This window comes from Streptomyces sp. WAC 01529, assembly GCF_003945545.1.
Lineage (GTDB): Bacteria > Actinomycetota > Actinomycetes > Streptomycetales > Streptomycetaceae > Streptomyces > Streptomyces anatolicus.
In genome coordinates this window covers 3,015,168-3,034,218 of the sequence record NZ_CP029617.1, presented here as the reverse complement: position 1 = coordinate 3,034,218, position 19,051 = coordinate 3,015,168, and the positions used below count along the sequence as shown (strand labels likewise).

General features: G+C 70.7%; 19 protein-coding genes and 1 riboswitch. Of the genes, 11 read left to right on the top strand and 8 right to left on the bottom strand.

Annotated elements, in window-relative coordinates:
• Nucleotides 1-120: 120 nt before the first annotated feature.
• A complete protein-coding gene (gene bcp / locus DMA15_RS13600) occupies nucleotides 121-588 on the bottom strand; it encodes a thioredoxin-dependent thiol peroxidase (RefSeq protein WP_125513022.1) in 468 nt (155 codons plus the stop codon).
• A gap of 177 nt (nucleotides 589-765) precedes the next feature.
• Between bcp and DMA15_RS13595 the strand changes: the two genes are divergently transcribed.
• The 3 genes from DMA15_RS13595 to DMA15_RS13585 all read left to right on the top strand — a co-directional run bounded on the left by DMA15_RS13595 (nucleotide 766) and on the right by DMA15_RS13585 (nucleotide 1,947).
• Nucleotides 766-1,086 (top strand): DUF3618 domain-containing protein, encoded by a 321-nt coding sequence (locus tag DMA15_RS13595; protein WP_240659782.1) that lies wholly within the window; start codon nucleotides 766-768, stop codon nucleotides 1,084-1,086.
• Between the two features lie 44 nt (nucleotides 1,087-1,130).
• Nucleotides 1,131-1,475 (top strand): co-chaperone GroES, encoded by a 345-nt coding sequence (locus DMA15_RS13590; RefSeq protein ID WP_206302725.1) that lies wholly within the window; start codon nucleotides 1,131-1,133, stop codon nucleotides 1,473-1,475.
• 36 nt (nucleotides 1,476-1,511) lie between these two features.
• A riboswitch (guanidine-III (ykkC-III) riboswitch) is annotated at nucleotides 1,512-1,581 on the top strand.
• Between the two features lie 45 nt (nucleotides 1,582-1,626).
• Nucleotides 1,627-1,947, top strand: coding sequence for a multidrug efflux SMR transporter (locus DMA15_RS13585; protein ID WP_125513021.1), 321 nt, complete (start codon nucleotides 1,627-1,629; stop codon nucleotides 1,945-1,947).
• 16 nt (nucleotides 1,948-1,963) lie between these two features.
• On the opposite strand, the gene DMA15_RS13580 is transcribed toward DMA15_RS13585, so the two are convergent.
• Nucleotides 1,964-4,354: a transglycosylase domain-containing protein gene (locus DMA15_RS13580; RefSeq protein ID WP_125513020.1), complete on the bottom strand. Its 2,391-nt coding sequence runs from the start codon at nucleotides 4,352-4,354 to the stop codon at nucleotides 1,964-1,966.
• 186 nt (nucleotides 4,355-4,540) lie between these two features.
• Here DMA15_RS13580 and DMA15_RS13575 point away from each other — a divergent pair, with 186 nt between their 5' ends.
• The 5 genes from DMA15_RS13575 (at nucleotide 4,541) to DMA15_RS13555 (ending at nucleotide 8,763) form a co-directional block, all read left to right on the top strand.
• Nucleotides 4,541-5,362 (top strand): ABC-2 family transporter protein, encoded by an 822-nt coding sequence (locus tag DMA15_RS13575; RefSeq protein WP_125513019.1) that lies wholly within the window; start codon nucleotides 4,541-4,543, stop codon nucleotides 5,360-5,362.
• A gap of 76 nt (nucleotides 5,363-5,438) precedes the next feature.
• Nucleotides 5,439-6,251: an ABC transporter permease gene (locus DMA15_RS13570; RefSeq protein WP_240660208.1), complete on the top strand. Its 813-nt coding sequence runs from the start codon at nucleotides 5,439-5,441 to the stop codon at nucleotides 6,249-6,251.
• A gap of 6 nt (nucleotides 6,252-6,257) precedes the next feature.
• Complete coding sequence (locus DMA15_RS13565) at nucleotides 6,258-7,235, top strand: ABC transporter ATP-binding protein (protein ID WP_240659781.1); 978 nt, start codon at nucleotides 6,258-6,260, stop codon at nucleotides 7,233-7,235.
• A gap of 10 nt (nucleotides 7,236-7,245) precedes the next feature.
• The gene (locus DMA15_RS13560) at nucleotides 7,246-7,944 is read left to right on the top strand and encodes a DUF1707 domain-containing protein (RefSeq protein WP_125513018.1); all 699 of its coding nucleotides are present in this window, start codon (nucleotides 7,246-7,248) and stop codon (nucleotides 7,942-7,944) included.
• A 114-nt stretch (nucleotides 7,945-8,058) separates the two neighbouring features.
• A complete protein-coding gene (locus DMA15_RS13555) occupies nucleotides 8,059-8,763 on the top strand; it encodes a L,D-transpeptidase (protein WP_125517732.1) in 705 nt (234 codons plus the stop codon).
• Nucleotides 8,764-8,818: 55 nt separating this feature from the next.
• On the opposite strand, the gene DMA15_RS13550 is transcribed toward DMA15_RS13555, so the two are convergent.
• Nucleotides 8,819-10,141, bottom strand: coding sequence for an SGNH/GDSL hydrolase family protein (locus DMA15_RS13550; RefSeq protein WP_125513017.1), 1,323 nt, complete (start codon nucleotides 10,139-10,141; stop codon nucleotides 8,819-8,821).
• Nucleotides 10,142-10,441: 300 nt separating this feature from the next.
• On the opposite strand from DMA15_RS13550, the gene DMA15_RS13545 reads away from it, so the two are divergent.
• The 3 genes from DMA15_RS13545 to DMA15_RS13535 all read left to right on the top strand — a co-directional run bounded on the left by DMA15_RS13545 (nucleotide 10,442) and on the right by DMA15_RS13535 (nucleotide 14,422).
• Nucleotides 10,442-11,725 carry a DUF445 domain-containing protein gene (locus DMA15_RS13545; RefSeq protein ID WP_240660207.1) on the top strand — a complete coding sequence of 428 codons (1,284 nt, stop codon included), beginning with the start codon at nucleotides 10,442-10,444 and terminating at the stop codon, nucleotides 11,723-11,725.
• Between the two features lie 196 nt (nucleotides 11,726-11,921).
• On the top strand, nucleotides 11,922-13,430 hold the full coding sequence (locus tag DMA15_RS13540) for an MFS transporter (protein ID WP_125513016.1): 1,509 nt from the start codon (nucleotides 11,922-11,924) through the stop codon (nucleotides 13,428-13,430).
• Nucleotides 13,427-14,422, top strand: a complete 996-nt coding sequence (locus tag DMA15_RS13535) for a helix-turn-helix domain-containing protein (RefSeq protein WP_276314340.1) — start codon at nucleotides 13,427-13,429, stop codon at nucleotides 14,420-14,422. Before DMA15_RS13540 ends, DMA15_RS13535 begins: the two co-directional genes overlap by 4 nt.
• A gap of 130 nt (nucleotides 14,423-14,552) precedes the next feature.
• On the opposite strand, the gene DMA15_RS13530 is transcribed toward DMA15_RS13535, so the two are convergent.
• The 5 genes from DMA15_RS13530 to DMA15_RS38125 form a co-directional block, all read right to left on the bottom strand.
• Complete coding sequence (locus DMA15_RS13530) at nucleotides 14,553-14,855, bottom strand: hypothetical protein (protein ID WP_125513015.1); 303 nt, start codon at nucleotides 14,853-14,855, stop codon at nucleotides 14,553-14,555.
• 87 nt (nucleotides 14,856-14,942) lie between these two features.
• Nucleotides 14,943-15,455, bottom strand: a complete 513-nt coding sequence (locus DMA15_RS13525) for a nucleoside deaminase (RefSeq protein ID WP_206302723.1) — start codon at nucleotides 15,453-15,455, stop codon at nucleotides 14,943-14,945.
• Between the two features lie 62 nt (nucleotides 15,456-15,517).
• Nucleotides 15,518-15,991: a very short patch repair endonuclease gene (locus DMA15_RS13520; protein WP_346428944.1), complete on the bottom strand. Its 474-nt coding sequence runs from the start codon at nucleotides 15,989-15,991 to the stop codon at nucleotides 15,518-15,520.
• Between the two features lie 46 nt (nucleotides 15,992-16,037).
• Nucleotides 16,038-17,120 carry a DNA cytosine methyltransferase gene (locus DMA15_RS13515; RefSeq protein WP_346428911.1) on the bottom strand — a complete coding sequence of 361 codons (1,083 nt, stop codon included), beginning with the start codon at nucleotides 17,118-17,120 and terminating at the stop codon, nucleotides 16,038-16,040.
• A 70-nt stretch (nucleotides 17,121-17,190) separates the two neighbouring features.
• Nucleotides 17,191-19,050, bottom strand: coding sequence for a DUF6339 family protein (locus DMA15_RS38125; RefSeq protein ID WP_346428910.1), 1,860 nt, complete (start codon nucleotides 19,048-19,050; stop codon nucleotides 17,191-17,193).
• Nucleotide 19,051 lies beyond the last annotated feature (1 nt).

Genomic DNA, 19,051 nt, shown 5'->3' with positions numbered 1-19,051 from the left:
TGCTCCCCCGCTTTCCCCCCTGGGGTCACTTGCTCGAACATCGCCGACGCAAACGAAAGCCCCCTGGGAGGGGGGCTTTGTCACAGTGAGGAAGGGGGTAAGCCCCCGGGGAGCCGTCCGTCAGACGCCCAGGTCCCTGATGATCTTCGCGACGTGGCCGGTCGCCTTCACGTTGTAGAAGGCGTGCTCGACCTTGCCCTCCTCGTCGACGACGACGGTCGAGCGGATGACGCCGGTCACCGTCTTGCCGTACAGCTTCTTCTCGCCGAAGGCGCCGTACGCCGCCAGGGTCTCCTTGGCGGGGTCGCCGACCAGCGTGACCTTCAGGCTCTCCTGCTCGCGGAACTTCGCCAGCTTCTCCGGCTTGTCCGGCGACACGCCGATGACGTCGTAATCGGCCGCCGCGAGCACGTCGAGGTTGTCGGTGAAGTCGCAGGCCTGCTTGGTGCAGCCGGGGGTCAGGGCGGCCGGGTAGAAGTAGACGATGACCTTGCGGCCCTTGTGGTCGGCCAGCGAGACGTCGTTGCCGTCGGCGTCGGGCAGGGTGAAGGCGGGGGCGGTGTCGCCCGGCTGCAGTCGCTCGCTCATTCTCGGTCTCCTCGCGGGGGTGCGTTCAAAACGGGGTGTTTCGCGAAAGGTGTGGTGACGGGGTCGAGCGTAATGGGGGGCGTAATAGGGGTGCCGTGGGGTGCGGCGGGCGTGAAGCTGACAGACTGTGGTCACAGTTCATGTACAGACAGTCGATACGACCACGGAGGCAGCGCGGTGTCGGATGCCAGGACCCCTGCGCAGATCGAGGCGGACATCAAGCGCCGGCGCGACCAGCTGGCCGAGACGCTCGACGAGATCGGGGTGCGTGTCCACCCGAAGACGATCGTCGGTGACGCGAAGGCGAAGGTCGTCTCCAGCGTGGACCACACGGTGGGGCGGGCGTACGTCGGGGCGAACCGATTCGTCTCGGACGTGCGGAGCCGTTTCGTCGGTGAGGACGGTTCGCCCCGCATCGAGCGGATCGTCCCGGTGGCCCTGGTGGCCGTCGGCGTCGTCGGCCTGCTCGTGATGGGCGCGCGGCGCCGCGACAGCTGACCCGGGGGGCCGCGGAGGGCGCCGGGGCAGGTAGGTTCGGTGGCGTGAGCGAGAAGACCACCCACGACGACAAGCTGCCCATCCGGATGCTGCACGACCGTGTGCTCGTGCGGCAGGACACCAGCGAGGGCGAGCGCCGCTCCGGCGGCGGCATCCTGATCCCCGCGACCGCGGCCGTGGGCCGTCGGCTCGCCTGGGCCGAGGTGGTCGCGGTCGGGCAGAACGTACGTACGGTCGAGCCGGGTGACCGTGTCCTGTACGACCCGGAGGACCGCGCCGAGGTCGAGGTCAGGGGCGTGGCGTACGTCCTGATGCGCGAGCGCGATCTGCACGCCGTGGCCGCGGACCGGTTCGAGGGCTCCGAGGACTCGACGGGCCTGTACCTGTAGGAAGACGGGCCTGTACCTGTAGGAAGCGGCCTCGCCGGCCTGTTTGCTACCGTGGAACGACCCCGACGAGACGCGCCGTACCGGGTTTCCGCAAAGACGACGCACCCCATCAGGTAACGCGCTGAGCGTTCCACTCGTCGGAGGTGCCGTCATGGCCTGGGTTCTGCTGATAGTCGCCGGTCTGCTCGAAGTGGGCTGGTCGATCGGGATGAAGTACACCGAGGGGTTCACGCGGCTGTGGCCCAGCGTGTTCACGGGCGCGGGCATCGTCGCGAGCATGGTGCTTCTGTCGTACGCCGCCAAGTCGCTGCCCATCGGTACGGCCTACGGCGTGTGGGTCGGCATCGGCGCCGCCGGCGCGGCGGTGCTCGGCATGGTGGTGCTGGGGGAGCCGGTCACCGCCGCGCGGATCTTCTTCGTCTGCCTGCTGCTGGTCGCCGTCGTCGGGCTCAAGGCGACCTCCGGGCACTGAGTGCCCCTTCGGGGCGCTAGCCGTCCGTCAGGCCGCCGAGGTCGCCGCCGTCCGACGCGCCGCCGTCATCCGTCCCCCCGATGTCGGTCGCGCCGCCGTCCGGGCCGCCCTGGGCGGCGCCCCCGTCGGCCGTTCCGCCGTCCGTGGCGCCGCCGTCCGCGGTGGCCCCGCCGTCGCTCTGGTCACCCGTCTGGCCGCCGGTCTGCCCGCCGGGGTCCTGGCCGCCGTCGGTCGTGGCGCCGCCGTCCGTCGGGCCGCCCGTGGTGGCGCCCCCGTCGGTGGGGCCGCCGTCCGTCGTGCCGCCGTCCGTGGGGCCGCCGGTGGTGGCGCCGCCGTCGGTCGCCGGGTCCGGGGTGCCGCCCGTCGTCGGGTCCGGCACGACCGGCAGGTCCGCGCCCTGCTCCAGCTCCAGGTCGAACTCCTTGACCGGCTCGCCCTCCAGGGCGTCCTTGGTGAACTGCGCCCAGACGCGGGCCGGGTAGGCGCCGCCGTTGATGCGGGCCTCGCCGAGCGCCCCGTACAGCGGGGTGTGTGCGCCGGTCTCGGGGTTCTGGCCCATGACGGCGACCACCGTCGCGAGGTCGGGGGTGTAGCCGGCGAACCAGGCCGCCGTGTCGTTCTCCGCGGTGCCGGTCTTGCCCGCGGCGGGGCGGCCCGCGCCCTGGGCCGCCGTGCCGGTGCCGCCCTGGACGACGCTCTGCAGGATGGAGGTGGTGGTGTCGGCGGCCTCGCGGGTCACCGCCTGCTCGGTCTCCTGCTCCGGCAGCGCGATCTCCTCGCCGTCCTTGGTGATCTTCTCGACGATGGTGTACGTGCCGTGCTTGCCGTGGTTGGCCAGCGTCGCGTACGCCTCGGTCATGTCGAGGACGCTCGCGGTGGAGGGGCCGAGCGCGATGGAGGGGGAGGCGGTGAGGTCGGGCGTGGACTTCGGGACGCCGAGGGCGATCGCGGTCTCCTTCACCTTGTCGGAGCCGACGTCGACGGCCATCTGGGCGTAGACCGAGTTCACGGACTTGTCGGTGGCCTCGCGGACCGTGGTGTCGCCGTAGGAGACCTGGTCCTCGTTCTCGGGGGCGTACGTCCCGCCGCTCCAGCCCTGCACGGGCCGCTTGTTGGTGCCGTCGTAGACGGTGTTCGGGGTGATGGGCTGCCCGCTCTGGGTGACCGACCCGTTCTCCACGGCCGAGGTGAAGACGAACGGCTTGAAGGTGGAGCCGACCTGGTAGTCGCGGCGCGTGGCGTTGTTGACGTACTGCTTGGTGTAGTCGATGCCGCCGTACATCGCGACGACCTTGCCGGTGGCCGGGTCGATGGAGGCGCCGCCCGCGCGGACGTTGCGGTCGACCTTGCGGGCCTTCTTGTCGACCTTCGACATCACCTGGTCGTCGACGGCCTTCTTGAAGGCGTCCTGGCGGTCCTTCTGGAGGGTCGTGGTGATGCGGTAGCCGCCCTTGGCGAGGGTCTCCTCATCGATGATCTTGTTGGCGGTGAGGTAGTCCTCGACGGCCTTGACGACATAGCCGCGCTGGCCGGAGAGGCCCGCCGCGCCCTTGGCCTCGTCGGGCGCCGGGAACTTCACCTTCGCCCGGTCCGCCTTGCCGAGCCAGCCCTCCTTGACCATGCCGTCCAGGACGTAGGACCAGCGGCCCGCCGCGCGCTGCTTGTTCTCGGGGTGCGTGGCGACGTCGTAGGCGTTGGGGGAGTTGAGGAGCGTCGCGAGGTAGGCGCCCTCGCCGGTGGAGAGGTCTTTCACGTTCTTGCCGTAGTACGCCTGGGCGGCGGCCTGCACGCCGTACGCGTTGCGGCCGAAGTAGCTGGTGTTCAGATAGCCGGAGAGGATCTCGTCCTTGCTCACCTCCCGGTCCAGCTTGATGGAGATGAAGAACTCCTTCACCTTGCGCGAGACGGTCTGCTCCTGGCCCAGGTAGTAGTTCTTCACGTACTGCTGGGTGATCGTGGAGCCGGACTGCTTGCCCTTGCCGGTGACGGTGTTCCAGGCCGCGCGGATCATCGCCTTCGGGTCGACCGCGGACTCGCCGTAGAAGTCGCGGTCCTCGGCGGCGAGCACGGCGCGCTGGACGTGCAGCGGGATCTGCTTGAGCGGCACCTTCTCGCGGTTCACCTCGCCGTCACGGGCGATCTCGGAGCCGTCGTCGTACAGATAGACGTTGCTCTGTTTGGTCGCCGCGGCGTTCGCCGGCGGGATCTCGACCAGCATGTAGCCCGCCATGAAGGCACCCACGCCCAGCAGGACGAGCAGGATGAAGCCGCCGAGGACCATGCGCCAGGTCGGGAAGATCCGCCGCCAGCCCTTGCGCTTGGGGCGCTTGGGCTTCTTGGCCTTGCCGGTCCCGGCGGGCTCGCCACCCTGCCCGCCTGGGTCCTGCTGCTGCGGCTCGTCGCTCATGTCTCGCGGAACTCCCGGTTAGCGTCGTACGTCCAGTACGCCTCGTACACCCCATTGCACACTGCCGCCGCGGGCGCGGCGCACCAGGGCACGCGCCCCGCCCCGAAAATGCCTGGCGCGAGCGGCCCGCATCACACTACGATCCTGCGCTTTGGCCGATGAGGGGCGAGGCCCACTGTGAAAGGGATGCGCGTGCGTGCAGGACGGTTCCGTTTGTACGCGGCCGTCGCCGAGGGCGGCTTTCGCAGATACGCCACCTACCGGATCGCGACCGCGGCGGGGGTCTTCACCAACACCGCCTTCGGGCTGATCCTCGCCTACACCTACATCGCGCTCTGGGACGAGCGGCCCGGCCTCGGCGGATACGACCAGGCGCAGGCGGTCACCTTCGTCTGGCTCGGGCAGGGGCTGCTCACGGTGATGGCGCTGATGGGCGGCGGCTTCGAGGGGGAGCTGATCGAGCGGATCCGCACCGGGGACATCGCCGTGGACCTGTACCGGCCCGCGGACCTCCAGGCGTGGTGGCTGGCGAGCGACCTGGGCCGGGCCCTGTTCCAGCTGCTCGGGCGCGGCATCGTGCCGATGGCGGTCGGCGCGCTCGTCTTCGACCTCGCGCTGCCCGCCGACCCGCTGCGCTGGCTGGCGTTCCTCCTCGCCGTGGCGCTGGGCGCGCTGGTCAGCTTCGGGCTGCGCTTCCTGGTGGCGCTCTGCGCGTTCTGGCTGCTCGACGGGGCGGGGATCACGCAGGTGGTGATGCTCGCGGGCACGTTCTTCTCGGGGATGCTGCTGCCGCTGAACGTCTTCCCCGGCGCGCTCGGCGACCTCGCCCGCGCGCTGCCGTGGTCGGCGCTGCTCCAGGTGCCCGCCGATGTCTTCCTGGGCACGCACACGGGCCTCGGCCTGCTGCGGACGTACGCCTTCCAGCTCGGCTGGGCCGCGGCGCTGCTGACGGCCGGGCGGCTGCTCCAGGCGGCGGCGACGCGGCGGGTGGTGGTGCAGGGTGGCTGACCTGACGAAGACGCGAGCGGGGCAGGCGGGGCAGCCGGGGCGGGCGGGACCGCCGGGGCAGGAGGGCACCGGGCGGCTGGCGCAGGTGCGCTCCGGGCTGCGTGCCTACCGGCTGATCTCCGCGATGTGGATCCGCTCCCTGATGGCCTACCGGCTCTCCTTCGTGATGAGCGCGCTCGGCAACTTCGCGGTGACCGCCTTCGACTTCGCGGCGATCCTGCTGATGTTCTCCCAGGTGGACCGGCTCGGCGGCTACGCGCTGGCGGAGGTCGCCTTCCTGTACGGCGCCTCGTGCACCGCGTTCGGCCTCGCCGACCTGGCCCTCGGCTCCATGGACCGGCTCGGCAGGCGGGTGCGCGACGGCACGCTCGACACGCTCCTCGTGCGGCCCGCCCCGGTGCTCGCGCAGGTCGCCGCCGACCGGTTCGGGCTGCACAGGCTGGGGCGGCTGACGCAGGGCGCGCTGGTCCTGACGTACGCGCTGGTGGTCCTGGACATCGACTGGGCGCCGCTGAAGGTGTTGATGGTGCCTTTGATGCTGGTCAGCGGGGCGGGCATCTTCGCGGCGGTGTTCATGGCGGGCGCGGCCTTCCAGTTCGTGGCGCAGGACGCGGCCGAGGTGCAGAACGCGTTCACGTACGGGGGGACCACGCTGCTCCAGTACCCGCCGACCGTCTTCGCCAAGGACCTGGTGCGCGGGGTCACCTTCGTCCTGCCGCTCGCCTTCGTGAACTGGCTGCCCGCCCTGTACGTCCTGGGGCGGCCCTATCCGCTCGACCTGCCGGTGTGGACGGCCTTCGCGCCGCCGCCGGTGGCCGTGGCATGCCTCGCCCTCGCGGGCCTCGCCTGGCGCGCGGGCCTCCGCTCGTATCGCAGCACAGGGAGCTGAACCGCCGTGGAGACAGTGGGAACAACCGACCTCATCGAGCTGGAAGGCGTCGAGAAGGTCTTCGACGTACGCAAGAAGACGGGTTTCCTGCGGCGCGAGCGGCACCAGGTGCGGGCCGTCGACGGGATCTCCTTCACCGTGCCGCGCGGCGAGATGGTCGGCTACATCGGGCCGAACGGCGCGGGCAAGTCGACGACGATCAAGATGCTGACGGGGATCCTCACGCCGAGCGGGGGGCGGCTGCGGGTCGCGGGCATCGTCCCGTCCCGCGAGCGGACGCGCCTCGCGCAGCGCATCGGCGTCGTCTTCGGGCAGCGCACCACGCTCTGGTGGGACCTGCCGCTGATCGACTCCTACCGCCTGGTGCACCGGATGTACCGCATCCCGGACGCCCGCTTCCGCGAGAACCTGGACCGGTGCGTCGAACTCCTCGAACTGGGCGCCCTGTTGGACGTCCCCGTGCGCCAGCTCTCGCTCGGGCAGCGGATGCGCGGCGACATCGCGGCGGCGCTCCTGCACGACCCCGAGGTGCTGTATCTGGACGAGCCGACGATCGGCCTCGACGTCATCAGCAAGGCGAAGGTGCGGGGCTTCCTGCGGGACTTGAACACCCAGTCCGGTACGACGGTCCTGCTCACCACGCACGACCTCACCGACATCGAGCAGCTGTGTGAGCGCGTGATGGTCATCGACCACGGGCGGCTGATGTACGACGGTCCGCTCGCCGGGCTGCACGAGGTGGGCGAGAGCGAGCGCACCCTCGTCGTGGACCTGGAGCGTGAACTTCCGCCCATGGAGATCGAGTCGGCGCGGGTGGTGAAGGTGGAGGGCCCGCGCCAGTGGCTCGCCTTCCCGGCCGCTCAGTCAGCGGCTCCGCTCGTCGCGCGGATCGCGGCGCGCTATCCGATGGCCGATCTGTCGGTCAGGGAGCCGGACATCGAGGCGGTCATCGCCAAGATGTACGCGGAGAAGGCGACCTCGTAGGCTTCCTCCCATGAGTGAGAGACTCCCCGAGCTGCGGGCATCCGACGCCGACCGAGAGCGGGTCGCGGAGGTGCTGCGGGACGCGATGGCCGAGGGCCGCCTCGACATGACGGAGTTCGAGGAGCGCCTCGACGCCGCCTACAAGGCACGTACGTACGGCGAGTTGGAGCCGCTCACCCGCGATCTGCCGGTGCACGGCGCCAAGGTCTCCATGGTGAAGGGGCCCGCGAGCGACGACCCCGCGGCCGTCGACTGGGCGGCGCGGATGGTGGACCACGAGCCGACGTCGGCAGGTGGCTTCGCCTTCTGGAGCGGTTTCAGCCGCAAGGGCGGCTGGACGATCGGACAGAAGTTCACGGCGTTCGCGATGTGGGGCGGCGGCGAGATCGACCTGCGCGAGGCGTACTTCGCCGAGCGTGACGTGGAGATCCGCTGCTACACCATCATGGGCGGGCTCCAGGTCACCGTGCCGCCCGAGATGAACGTCGTGGTCAAGGGCTTCGGCATCATGGGCGGCTTCGACGACAGGGCGACCGGCGTGGGCACGCCCGGCTCGCCCCGCGTGGTCGTCAAGGGCTTCGCGCTGATGGGCGGCGTCGGCGTCGATCGCAAGCTGCGCAAGGCGGAGAAGTTGCGACTGAGGGAGGAGAAGCAGCGGCTCAAGGAGGAGCGACGCCGCGAGAAGCTGGAGCGCGGGCAGGGTGACTGAATCGTCCCTTGTTACACACCTGTGTCGATTCGCTCTGCAACGAACCGGGGACCCGCCCTGTCTAGCAGGTGGGATCCGACCCGTGGACGACTGATGGACGAGGGGCAGGCAGCAGTGGGGGACATACGCACACTTCGCAGGCGTGGAGCCGTGGCGCTGGGGATCACCGTGATGGTGGCCCCGCTCACGGTGGCACTCGGCACCGGCAGCGCGCAGGCCGCGTCGTGCTCGACGCAGACCGGGCCGTACCAGAAGCAGGTCGAGAAGTTCCTCGGCCGCCCGGTGGACGGCAAGCAGTCGGCGGCCGACTGCAAGGCCATCAAGGCCTTCCAGACCAAGCACAAGATCAGCCCGAACGCCGGGTACGCGGGCAGCATCACCTGGGGCGTCATGGACCTGATGAACAAGCAGAAGGCGGTGGGCGACAACCCCAACAAGGCGGGCAAGTGCCCGACCGACAAGGGGCGCATCGCCTGCGTCGACCTGACGCTCCAGCTCAGCTGGATCCAGGACGGCAAGGACCTCAAGTACGGCCCGGTCCCGGTCCGCACCGGCCGCAACGGCCACGAGACCCGCACGGGCCTGAAGAAGGTCTACTGGCGGGACATCGACCACGTGTCGAGCATCTACGACGTGCCGATGCCGTACAGCCAGTTCTTCGACGGCGGCCAGGCCTTCCACTCGGTGGGCATCAGCGTCTGGTCCCCGCCGGGCTCCCACGGCTGCGTCAACATGACGACGAAGGACGCCGTGAAGTACTGGAACACGCTGCGCAAGGGCGACGACGTCTTCGTCTACGGCCGCAAGCCGGGCACCTGATCCCCGGCAGCAGCCGCCCGCACTCGCACGGAGCGGTCGGGCGGCTGAGGCCCCGTCAGAGTTCGGCCGCCGCCGAGCCCTTCAGGTGCGCGAGGTTGAACGTCTCCGCCATCTTGCGGAACCCCGCGTCCGAGGGGTGCAGGTGGTCCCCGGAGTCGTACCGCTCCCGCAGCTTGCGCGGGTCGTAGGGGTCGCGCAGCGCGCGGTCGAAGTCGACGACCTCGTCGAAGACCTTCCCCGAGCGGATCTGCTCGTTCACCGCCTGCCGCACCGATTCGAGCCCGGGGCCGTAGCCGCGGTGCCCGCCGAACGGCATCAGCGTGGCGCCGACGACGCGCAGGCCGCGCGTGTGCGCCTGGCGGGTCAGCTCGCGCAGGCCCTCGACGATGCGGTCCGGGTCGTTCTGGTGCGGGTTGCGCAGGATGTCGTTGACGCCGAGGGCGATGACGACGGCCTTGATGCCCGTGCGGTTCAGGACGTCACGGTCGAAGCGGGAGAGGCCGCTCGGGTTCGCCGCGGGCTGCCCGCGGCCGTCGGAGAGGATGCGGTTGCCGCTGATGCCCTGGTTCGCCACGCCGTAGCGCGGCGCGCCCGACTCGGTGCGCAGCCGGTCGGCGAGGACGTCGGTCCAGCGGCGGTTGGCGCCCATCGTGGAGGAGATGCCGTCGGTGATGGAGTCGCCGAAGACGACGACCGTGCCGTCGGTCTCGTTGCTCAGCACGTCCACCGCGGACAGGTAGCGCCAGAACGGGCTCTGCTCGGTGTAGGCGTCGCCGGCCGGGTCCTCGGTGCGGTCGCCCTCGGCGACGTAACTGATCTGGCGCGCGTGCGGGTGGTAGGTGACCGGCCCCGACGGGGTCGGTGAGTACGTCGTGACCAGCAGGTCGGCGTCGTGCGGGACGCGCAGGCGGGCGGCGTCGCTCATCACCTGGGCGCCCGGCGGGATCACCACCGAGGTGTTGCCGTCGAACGTGAGGCGGCGCAGCGTGCCGGGTGCGGCGGCCGGGGCGTTCGACGCGGAGGCCAGCGCGATGGAGGCGTGCGTGATGCTCAGCGGCGTGGTTCCGTAGAGGTTCGACAGGGTGATGCGGGCGCTCTCGCCGCCGACGCTGGTGTGCACCACGTTGCGCAGGGAGCGGCCGGCGAAACCCTTGCGCTCGGTGCCCGGTTCGAACCCCGCGGGGGAGGCGGACCAGGAGCCGACCCAGGTGCCGGAGGAGGCGGGGTCGGCGGAGTTGCGGGGGCCGCGCGGTCCCGCGCTGATGGTGTCCTGCGAGCCGTTGTCGGTGCCGGCGACTCCGACGTATATGGCGGCGGAAATCACCACTATGACCGCGATGACCGCGGCGAGAAGGGCATAACCGTGACGCTTGGTCATGCGGGCTCTTTCTCCTCGGGCAGGGGGAGCCCCGAGGCTCCGATGTGATCACCCCATGATGCGGCATGGGCCGTGAGGCGGCCGACACTGCCCCCCTCTGCTCTTATCGACGCCGGGAACTTGTCGTTCGTTCCAGGAGTAGGGAGGAAGGGACGGAGAACACAGGACGCGGGGACAATGCGGATGAGGACGAGGCGAACGGGCCAGGTGGAGTGAGTGCAGAGCACAAACGCGGAGAAAACCCCCGAACCCGGCAAGGGGCGTGAACCGGGTGAGGGTACGCCGTTCGGGGCGGCCCCGGTGACGGCGGTGGCCCCCGGCGGCTTCACGTACAGCCCCGCCGACGAGGAGAAGCGGCGCGGCGTGCGCCGGATGAAGATCACGGCGACGGGACTGCTCGTCTTCGTCGCGGTCGTCTACGTACTCGCGAAGTGGGCGCAGCACTCGGGCGCCGGTGCCTGGACGGGCTATGTCGCGGCCGCCGCGGAGGCCGGCATGGTCGGCGCGCTCGCCGACTGGTTCGCGGTGACGGCCCTCTTCCGGCACCCGCTCGGCCTGCCCATCCCGCACACGGCGATCATCCCGAACAAGAAGGACCAGCTCGGCGCCTCCCTCGGCGACTTCGTGGGGGAGAACTTCCTCTCCGCCGACGTCGTACGGGGCCGGCTGCACGCCGTCGGCATCGGCGGCCGCCTCGGCACCTGGCTGGCCCAGCCCGCGCACGCCGACCGCGTCACCGCCGAGCTGGCCACGGCGCTGCGCGGCGCCCTGACCGTGCTGCGCGACTCCGACGTGCAGGCCGTCGTCGGCGAGGCCATCACGCGCCGCGCCGACGCCCAGGAGATCGCGCCCGGCATCGGGAAGACGCTGGAGAAGATCGTCGCCGACGGCGGCCACCGCAGGGTCGTCGACCTGGTCTGCGTACGCGCGCACGACTGGCTCGTCGAGCACGGCGACTCGGTGATGGACGCGGTGCAGGGCGGTGCGCCCGGCTGGACCCCGCGGTTCGTCGACAAGCGGGTCGGCGAGCGTGTCTACAAGGAACTGCTGCGGTTCGTCACCGAGATGCGGGACATGCCCGAGCACCCCGCGCGCGGGGCCGTCGACCGCTTCCTCGCCGACTTCGCCTCCGACCTCCAGTCCGACTCGGACACGCGGGAGCGCGTGGAGCGCCTGAAGCGGGAGGTGCTCGGGCGCGGCGAGGTGCAGGACCTCATCGCCTCCGCCTGGTCGGCCGTACGTTCCATGATCGTGGCCGCCGCCGAGGACGAGCGCAGCGAGCTGCGGCTGCGCGTGCGGGCCTCGCTGCTCTCGCTCGGCGCCCGGATGGCGCAGGACGGCCGGCTCCAGCAGAAGGTGGACGGCTGGGTCGAGGGCGCGGCGGTGTACGTGGTGACGACCTACCGCGACGAGATCACCTCGCTGATCACGGACACGGTGGCGGGCTGGGACGCGGAGGACACCTCGAAGAAGATCGAGGCGCACATCGGGCGGGACCTGCAGTTCATCCGGATCAATGGCACGGTGGTCGGCTCCTTGGCGGGGCTCGCGATCTATGCGGTGTCGCGGGTGTTCGTGGGGTAGGGGTTCGCGGGGGTGAGGCGTCCGGGGTGCGCTGTGATCTTCCGGAGTGTCCTGTGATCGTCCGGCGAGTCCAGCGCGCGTGAGGCGGCGTTTGCTGGGCACTCTGGAGGAGTTCTCTCAGCGTTGAGAGAGCCGTCGCCAGCGCAGCGGGAGCCGCGGGCCGGCGACGTGGGAACAGCGGAAGGAGCCGCCCGCCATGACCGCGTCGCCCACGTCCTCCGAGCCGCCCCCGGACCCCGGCTCCGGCCCAGGCTCCGGCACCGCCCCGGAAGCCACCGTCACCACGGCCGTCCCCGCCCGTCTCGACCGCCTCCCCTGGTCCCACTGGCACTGGATGATCGTGGTGGGCCTCGGCACGGTCTGGATCCTGGACGGCCTGGAAGTCACCACCGTCGGCAACATCGCGAGCCGCCTCTCCGAGGAGGGCAGCGGCCTCGCCATCTCCTCGGCGCAGGTCACCGGGATCGCGGCGGCCCTCTACGTGGCGGGGGCCTGCGCCGGGGCGCTCTTCTTCGGCCGGCTCACCGACAAGTACGGCCGCAAGAAGCTCTTCATGGTCACCCTCGCGGTGTACCTCGGCGCGACCGCGCTCACGGCGCTCTCCTTCGACGCCTGGTGGTTCTTCCTCTTCCGCTTCCTGACCGGCTTCGGCATCGGCGGCGAGTACGCGGCCATCAACTCGGCCATCGACGAGCTGATCCCGTCCAAGTACCGCGGCCGGGTCGACCTGATCATCAACGGCAGCTACTGGCTCGGCGCGATCGGCGGCTCGCTGCTCTCCGTCGTCATGCTCAACACCGACATCTTCCCCAAGGACCTCGGCTGGCGGCTGACCTTCGCCCTCGGCGTCGTACTCGGCCTGGTGATCCTCCTCGTACGCCGCCACGTCCCGGAGAGCCCGCGCTGGCAGCTCATCCACGGGCACGGGGAGAAGGCGGAGGAACTCGTCTCGTCGGTGGAGCGCGAGATCGAGGCGGAGAAGGGTGAACGGCTGCCGCCGCCCGACCGTGAGATCACCATCCACCAGCGCAAGAGCATCGGCTTCGGCCTGATCGCGAAGACGGTCTTCCGCGACTACCCGAAGCGGGCGGTCCTCGGCCTCTCCCTCTTCGTCGGCCAGGCGTTCCTCTACAACGCGATCACCTTCGGCTTCGGCGCGATCCTGACCAAGTTCTACGACGTCCCCTCGGGCAGCACGGGTTACTACTTCGCCGTCATCGCCGCGGGCAACTTCCTCGGCCCGCTCTTCCTCGGCAAGCTCTTCGACACGGTCGGCCGCAGGATCATGATCTCGTCGACGTACATCGTCTCCGGCGTCCTGCTCTTCGGCACGGCGTGGCTCTTCGACCGGGGCTCGCTGAGCGCGGCGACGCTGACGGCGTGCTGGTGCGTGGTCCTGTTCTTCGCGTCGGCGGGCGCGAGCAGCGCGTATCTGACGGTCTCCGAGATCTTCCCGATGGAGACCCGCGCCATGGCCATCGCCTTCTTCTACGCGATCGGCACGGCGGCCGGCGGCATCAGCGGCCCCCTGATCTTCGCCAAGCTCACCGAGTCGGGCGTCGTCGGCGACACGGTCCTCGCCTTCCAGATCGGCGCGGGCCTGATGTGCGCGGCGGGCCTGGTGGCGGCGGTGTTCGCGGTGAAGGCGGAGAGGCGGTCGCTGGAGGACATCGCGGAGCCGTTGTCGACGGTGAAGACGGGGTGAGCGGGGCGGGGGCGCCTGCGGCCACGGCGAGGGTGGTGGCGATCCTGGTCAGGGACGGCGTACTGCCCATGGAACTGGGCCTGGTCCACCAACTCCTCGGCACGGCACGCTCGCCGTCGGGCGACCCCCTCTACGACGTACGCACGTGCGCGCCACGCCCCGGCAGGATCCGCACGGACGCGGACTTCCCGATCTACGCGGACCACGGCCTTGACGTGGTCGCGGCGGCGGACACGGTGATGGTCCCGGCGTCGCACGAGAGCGACGAGGAACTGGAACCGGGCGGCCTGTCACCGGAGTTGGTGTCGGCGCTGGCCCTCCGGGAGGGCCGCAGGGTGGCATCCATCTGCACCGGCGCCTTCGTCCTGGCGGCGGCGGGCCTGCTGAACGGCCGCAGGGCGACGACACACTGGCTCTCGGCGGAGCGGTTCGCGCGGAGGTTCCCGGAGGTGAGGGTGGACGCGGACGTCCTGTACGTGGACGAGGGCGAGGTCCTCACCTCGGCGGGCGAGGCCGCGGGCATCGACCTGTGCCTGCACCTGATCCGCTCCGACCACGGGGCGGCGGTCGCGGCGGAGGTGGCCCGCCGCACGGTCGTACCGCCCCACAGGGAGGGCGGCCAGTCCCAGTACGTCCAACGCCCGCTGGCAGAGCCGCAGCTGACGTCGACGAGCGCGGCCCGCGCGTGGGCGCTGCCCCGCCTGGCGGAGCCGCTGACCCTGGCCGACCTGGCGGCGGTCGAATCGATGAGCGTACGCACGTTCAGCCGCCGCTTCCGGGAGGAGACGGGCCTGACCCCGATGCGGTGGCTGACGCAGCGCAGGGTGGACCGGGCGCGCGAACTCCTGGAGACCACGGACCACACGATCGACCGCGTCGCGACGGAGGCGGGCTTCGGCACGGGCGCGTCGCTGAGGCAGCACTTCGCGGCGGGGGTGGGGGTGTCGCCGGGGGCGTACCGGGCGACGTTCCGGGGTTCTGCCGCGGGCTAGTGGCGTCGCCGGACTGTGGTTGGCCCCGCTGGCCAGTCGGCGCCCATGAGGGCCCGTGCCGGTCAGCCGGTGCCCGTGAGGTAGCCGTGCCGGTCAGTCGGCGCCCATGAGGCGGCCACGCCGGGCTGTCTCAGCGCCGCCGGTCAGCCAGCGCCCACGAGGCGGCAGCGACCGCACCGGCAGCCCCGAGGACGGAGGGCCAGGCGCCGACCTTCTTGGCCAACGGATGCGACCCGGCGAACCCGGCGACGTACGCGGCGCTGAGCGCGGCGGCGGCCTTGGCCCCGGCATCCTCCCGCCACCGCCGAGCGGCGACGCCCCCGGCAGCGGCGAGCACGATCCCACCGAGGGGCCGCTTCTTGGTGAAGCGGGCGACGCCGTACCCACCGATGAGCCCACTGGCCGCCACGACGCCCCCCGGAATCCTCGCCATGCCTTGCCCGCCTTTCGCTGATACGTCCCTGATGTCTCTCGCCCCGAGGCTAACGCGCGGGGCCGGCCCCTGAGCCGACCGGGGGTATCAGAGCTTTGGCTCCACGGGCTGGGGCTGCGCGGCCGCCCAGGCGGCGAGAACGTCCACCGCTGCCGACCGGGGCGCTCCGTCGACGGGCACCTCGTCCACCAGCCGCCGCTCGGCGTTGGGCAACGCGACATCGCGATAGAACTGCAGATCCTCGTGCCCGTTGACAGCGGCGTCGCGACTGGTGGCGCCGTAGACGACCCGAGGAACCCCGGCCCAGTAACAGGCGACGAGACACATGGGGCAGGGCTCGCTGCTCGCGTAAAGCACTGCGTTCCCAAAGGAATACCGCCCGAGCCGCCGCCCCGCGTCCCGCAGAGCCATGACCTCGGCGTGCGCGGTGGGGTCGTTCAGCTCGACGACGGCGTTGGTGCCGTCCCCCACGACTTCCCCGCCCACAACGAGAACGGCCCCGAAGGGCTTCTTGCCGGGGTCTTCGAGGGCGCGTCGAGAGTTGGCGACGGCCATCTCCAGATACCTGCGGTCTTGCTCGTCCTCGGGGGCGTAGGGCAAGGGTTCTTCCTCTCCTCGCGGGGCTTGGTCGGCCGGCGTTGTCGTTATGCCGGACATCGACCTTATGCCTGCCGCGGAGCTGCCGCTTGCCCGAGGGGGCACGGTGCGGAGGAAGAGCTACTGCGGATCCGGGGGTACGAGGTGAGTGCCCCCTGTGCCTTCCACGGGCGCAGCACGGCCACCACTTGTGCAGCCACGTACTCCGGCGCCTCGTGTTCCCAGAAGCGCAGGACGGTCCAGCCGAGGGCTTCGAGGTGGGCGGTCGTCCTGGTGTCCCGCAGCGCGTTCTTGTCGATCTTCTCGCGCCAGAACGCCGAATTCGCCTTCGGGAAGGTGGCGTGCTCGGGACAGCCGTGCCAGAAGCAACCGTCGATGAAGACGGCGACGTGTGGTCCGGGGAAGGCGATGTCGATCGTGCTGCGGTTCATTCCGGGGATGTGCCGATGCAGCCGGAAGCGGAGACCGGCGGAGTGGAGCAGCCGGCGGACGGCCACCTCCGGCTTGGTGTCCCGGGAGCGCTGCTTGCGCATGCGCATGGACACGGAATGCGACGAGGGGATCGGTCGTGGGGCGGACACGTTCTCAGTGTGCGGGTTCTGCCTCGGCTGCGTCATGGGCCTTCGGACACCAGTCGGCCAGCGCGTCCCACTCGTCCTTGCCCGGGAGCGCCAGTCCGAGGGCGGCGCTGAGGACGTGGATGCCGAGTCGGGGTGGGACGGCATTGCCGATCTGTTGGGCGATGTCACCGCCGGACCAGGGAAACAGTTTCGGAAAGGTCTGGAGGCGGCCCGCCTCGCTGTGACTGAGCCGGGGGAGATCGCGCTCCATGGGGTCGTCCGTGACGATGCGATTGCGGGAGACCTTGCCGGTCACCGTGGCGGAGGGTTCGCAGGAGCGTCGACGGCCGCGGAGCTTGGGATCACCACCCGTCCCGTAGTTGGAGACGACCTGGAAGGGACTGTCACGCTCCGTGAGGACATCCTCCATGGCGACCCAGCTCTCGAGCACGAGGTCTCGCTCGGGCCGTGGTGCGCCCTTGCGGTAACGGTGATGCGTGGGCGCGGGAAGCGCGGCCTGTCGTCCGTCACGACGGGCGACGAGGATCGCGCGGCGGCGGGTCTGCGGGACCCCGTAGGCCTCGGTGTGCAGTATGTCGTAGTCCACCGAGTAGCCCTCATTGACCAGGGCTTTCGCGTACTCCTCCCAGACCGGGAGGACGGCGGGGACCTGTTCGAGCACGATGGCGTCGTACGGGCGGAGTGCGGGGTCGTCGAGGGCGCTCAGCACCCAGCGCAGGGGTTCGAGGACGAGCCCGGTGCGCTCGTCGTCCATCTTGGCCAGGTCGGCGTCGATGCCGGGGCGTGCGTCGCGGTCGACGAGCCGCTGCACGAACTTCAGGACGTCGTCCAGGGCGCGGCGGCCGGCTCCGGCACCGGCGACGGTGAAGCTCTGGCAGGGCGGGCCTCCGGCGAGCACGTTCGCCTCGGGGAAGTCCTTCGGGCCGTAATCGCGCACATCGCCGTGGACGGTGTGCAGACCCGCCGCGTCACGGGTCGTGACGGCGTTCGCGTCCCACTCGATCCCCACGGAGGGCAGATCAAGGATCGTCGCGGCCATGTCCAGCCCGCCCGGTCCGGCGAATAGGTCCACGATGCGGAAATCCACAGGTGGACGCTGGTGAGGCAGAGCGGCGGTCATGGTGAGCGAGTTTATAGGTGATGGAGAAGGCGAAACGTCATACCGCCGCCAGTGCGGCACTGATCGCCCGCCCGAGAGCCTCGCCCACCGGAGGCGGCGAGGCATGGCCCACCTGACGGTAGCGGGCGGTCTTGCGTCCGGCGAATTCCCAGTCCTTGGGGAAGCCTTGAAGTATGGCGGCCTGTTCGACGGTGAGGGCCATCATGCCGTCACGACCGATGGCCGGGTTCCATGCGAAGTCGGGCCCCGGCACCTCGTTCGCGACCGTGCCGCCGTCAACGCCGATACGGGCCCAGGCCCGCTTGGAGCCGGTCGGTCCCAGGTCGGCACCGCCGCGTTCCCAGGAGCCGCCGACGAGAGTGGGAGCGACATCCTTGGCCTGTGCCGCCCACTCGGCGGCGCGGGGCCAGCCACGGGCGGCCATGGAAGGGCCGAGCGCCTGACCGACGGAGACCGGGGGGCCGGGGTGAGGCGGGGGGATCCTGAAGGCCTCGGCGGCCTCGGGGCTCGCGAAGGCGACAAGGACGCCCTGCTTCCGGTCCTGCGGCACACCGTGGTGAGCGGCATTGAGGACGAACCAGGAGGTGGAGTAGCCGATGGCGGCCATCTCCTGCCGCACGTGCTCTCGGAGAGGTGCGTACGTCTTGTTCGTGGCCAGATCCGGCACGTTCTCGATCAGAAGGGCGCGGGGACGGAGGGCCCGGGTGAGGTCGAGGGTCGCATGGAACACCGCCAACTCGTGATCATTGCCGCGTTCCCGGGCGACGGCCGCCGACGCCTTCAGGCGCGGCAGACCACCGGAGATCAGGTCGAGTTCGCGCAGGGCCGGGTCCTGGGCCAGTGAACTCGGTTCGAGGACGCACAGATCCTCCCCACTGAGGCGCCAGTCGGGCCGGTTGAGGCGAAGGGTGTCCAGCGCGACTGGGCGGTTGTCGATCAACAGGGCGGGAGCGAAGCCGGCGTACTCGAGGCCGAGCGCGAGGCCCCCGGCCCCCGCGCACAGTTCCAGCGAGGAGAGGCGAGGCGTGGGCGACAGGGATGCGGAGACGGCAGTCCGCCCCGCCATGGAGATCGACCCCGGCTTTGAGGGCTGGGTCGCCGGCTTGACCGCGGGCACGGGCTCCGCACTCTTCGGTCGCGTGTCGTCGGGCCGCAGGGCGGCCACGGACTCCTCGGCGGCGGCGCGCAGTTCTGCCTGCAGTTCGACATCCTCCAAGGCCTCGAAGATGACGAAGGGGGCCAGTCGGAGGAGCCGCTTGAGGAAGTCGCGCAGGACGTCCCGCTCGGGCAGGCCGTGCAGGTCGACGGCCGACCAGGCGTGCAGAATGTTGCGCACCAGATGAGGGCTGCCGCCAAGGGACTTGCGGCGTGCGTAGATCCCGTCGAACGCGGCCTCCCCGAGAATGGCGAGTGCCGCATACGGCTCAGTGGCAGCCGGGTCGCGGACCAGGTGAGCGCGCCACCACAGACGTCCGAAGACGTGCCGGGTGAGGTCACTGGCCACGACTCGGTCGCCGGGTGGGCGCGGGTAGCGCCAGTGGGCGACGTCCGGGAGCAACACCAGTGCGAGGAAGGCCCAGATGTCACCGGACGCCGCCTCGGCCGGCATCAGGTCCATCTCCGCGTGCAGAAGTGCGGCCAGGTCGAGGTCGAAGCGTGCCCGAGCCGTACGGGATGACACGTGCGGAAAGCCCGCGTTCTCGGCGGTCCGCAGGACACGGGCTCGAAGAGCACGTAGCTGTGACTCCGAGACCCGGTCGCCTCCGGTGGCGACGTAGACCGCCGACTCGTGGCGATACGCGACTTGTGCGGCCAGGTCGCGGGGCGACATTTCCCGGTACTGCCGGTGGAGCGGCTTGGCCTGGCCGGCGAGGAGACGTGGATACAGGAGAGCCATG

Coding starts and splice junctions, on each gene's coding strand:
- bcp (WP_125513022.1), bottom strand. CDS start 588: ATGAGCGAGCGACTGCAGCCGGGCGACACCGCCCCCGCCTTCACCCTG.
- DMA15_RS13585 (WP_125513021.1), top strand. CDS start 1,627: ATGGCCTGGGTTCTGCTGATAGTCGCCGGTCTGCTCGAAGTGGGCTGG.
- DMA15_RS13580 (WP_125513020.1), bottom strand. CDS start 4,354: ATGAGCGACGAGCCGCAGCAGCAGGACCCAGGCGGGCAGGGTGGCGAG.
- DMA15_RS13575 (WP_125513019.1), top strand. CDS start 4,541: ATGCGCGTGCGTGCAGGACGGTTCCGTTTGTACGCGGCCGTCGCCGAG.
- DMA15_RS13560 (WP_125513018.1), top strand. CDS start 7,246: ATGAGTGAGAGACTCCCCGAGCTGCGGGCATCCGACGCCGACCGAGAG.
- DMA15_RS13550 (WP_125513017.1), bottom strand. CDS start 10,141: ATGACCAAGCGTCACGGTTATGCCCTTCTCGCCGCGGTCATCGCGGTC.
- DMA15_RS13540 (WP_125513016.1), top strand. CDS start 11,922: ATGACCGCGTCGCCCACGTCCTCCGAGCCGCCCCCGGACCCCGGCTCC.
- DMA15_RS13530 (WP_125513015.1), bottom strand. CDS start 14,855: ATGGCGAGGATTCCGGGGGGCGTCGTGGCGGCCAGTGGGCTCATCGGT.
- DMA15_RS13520 (WP_346428944.1), bottom strand. CDS start 15,991: ATGCGCATGCGCAAGCAGCGCTCCCGGGACACCAAGCCGGAGGTGGCC.
- DMA15_RS38125 (WP_346428910.1), bottom strand. CDS start 19,050: ATGGCTCTCCTGTATCCACGTCTCCTCGCCGGCCAGGCCAAGCCGCTC.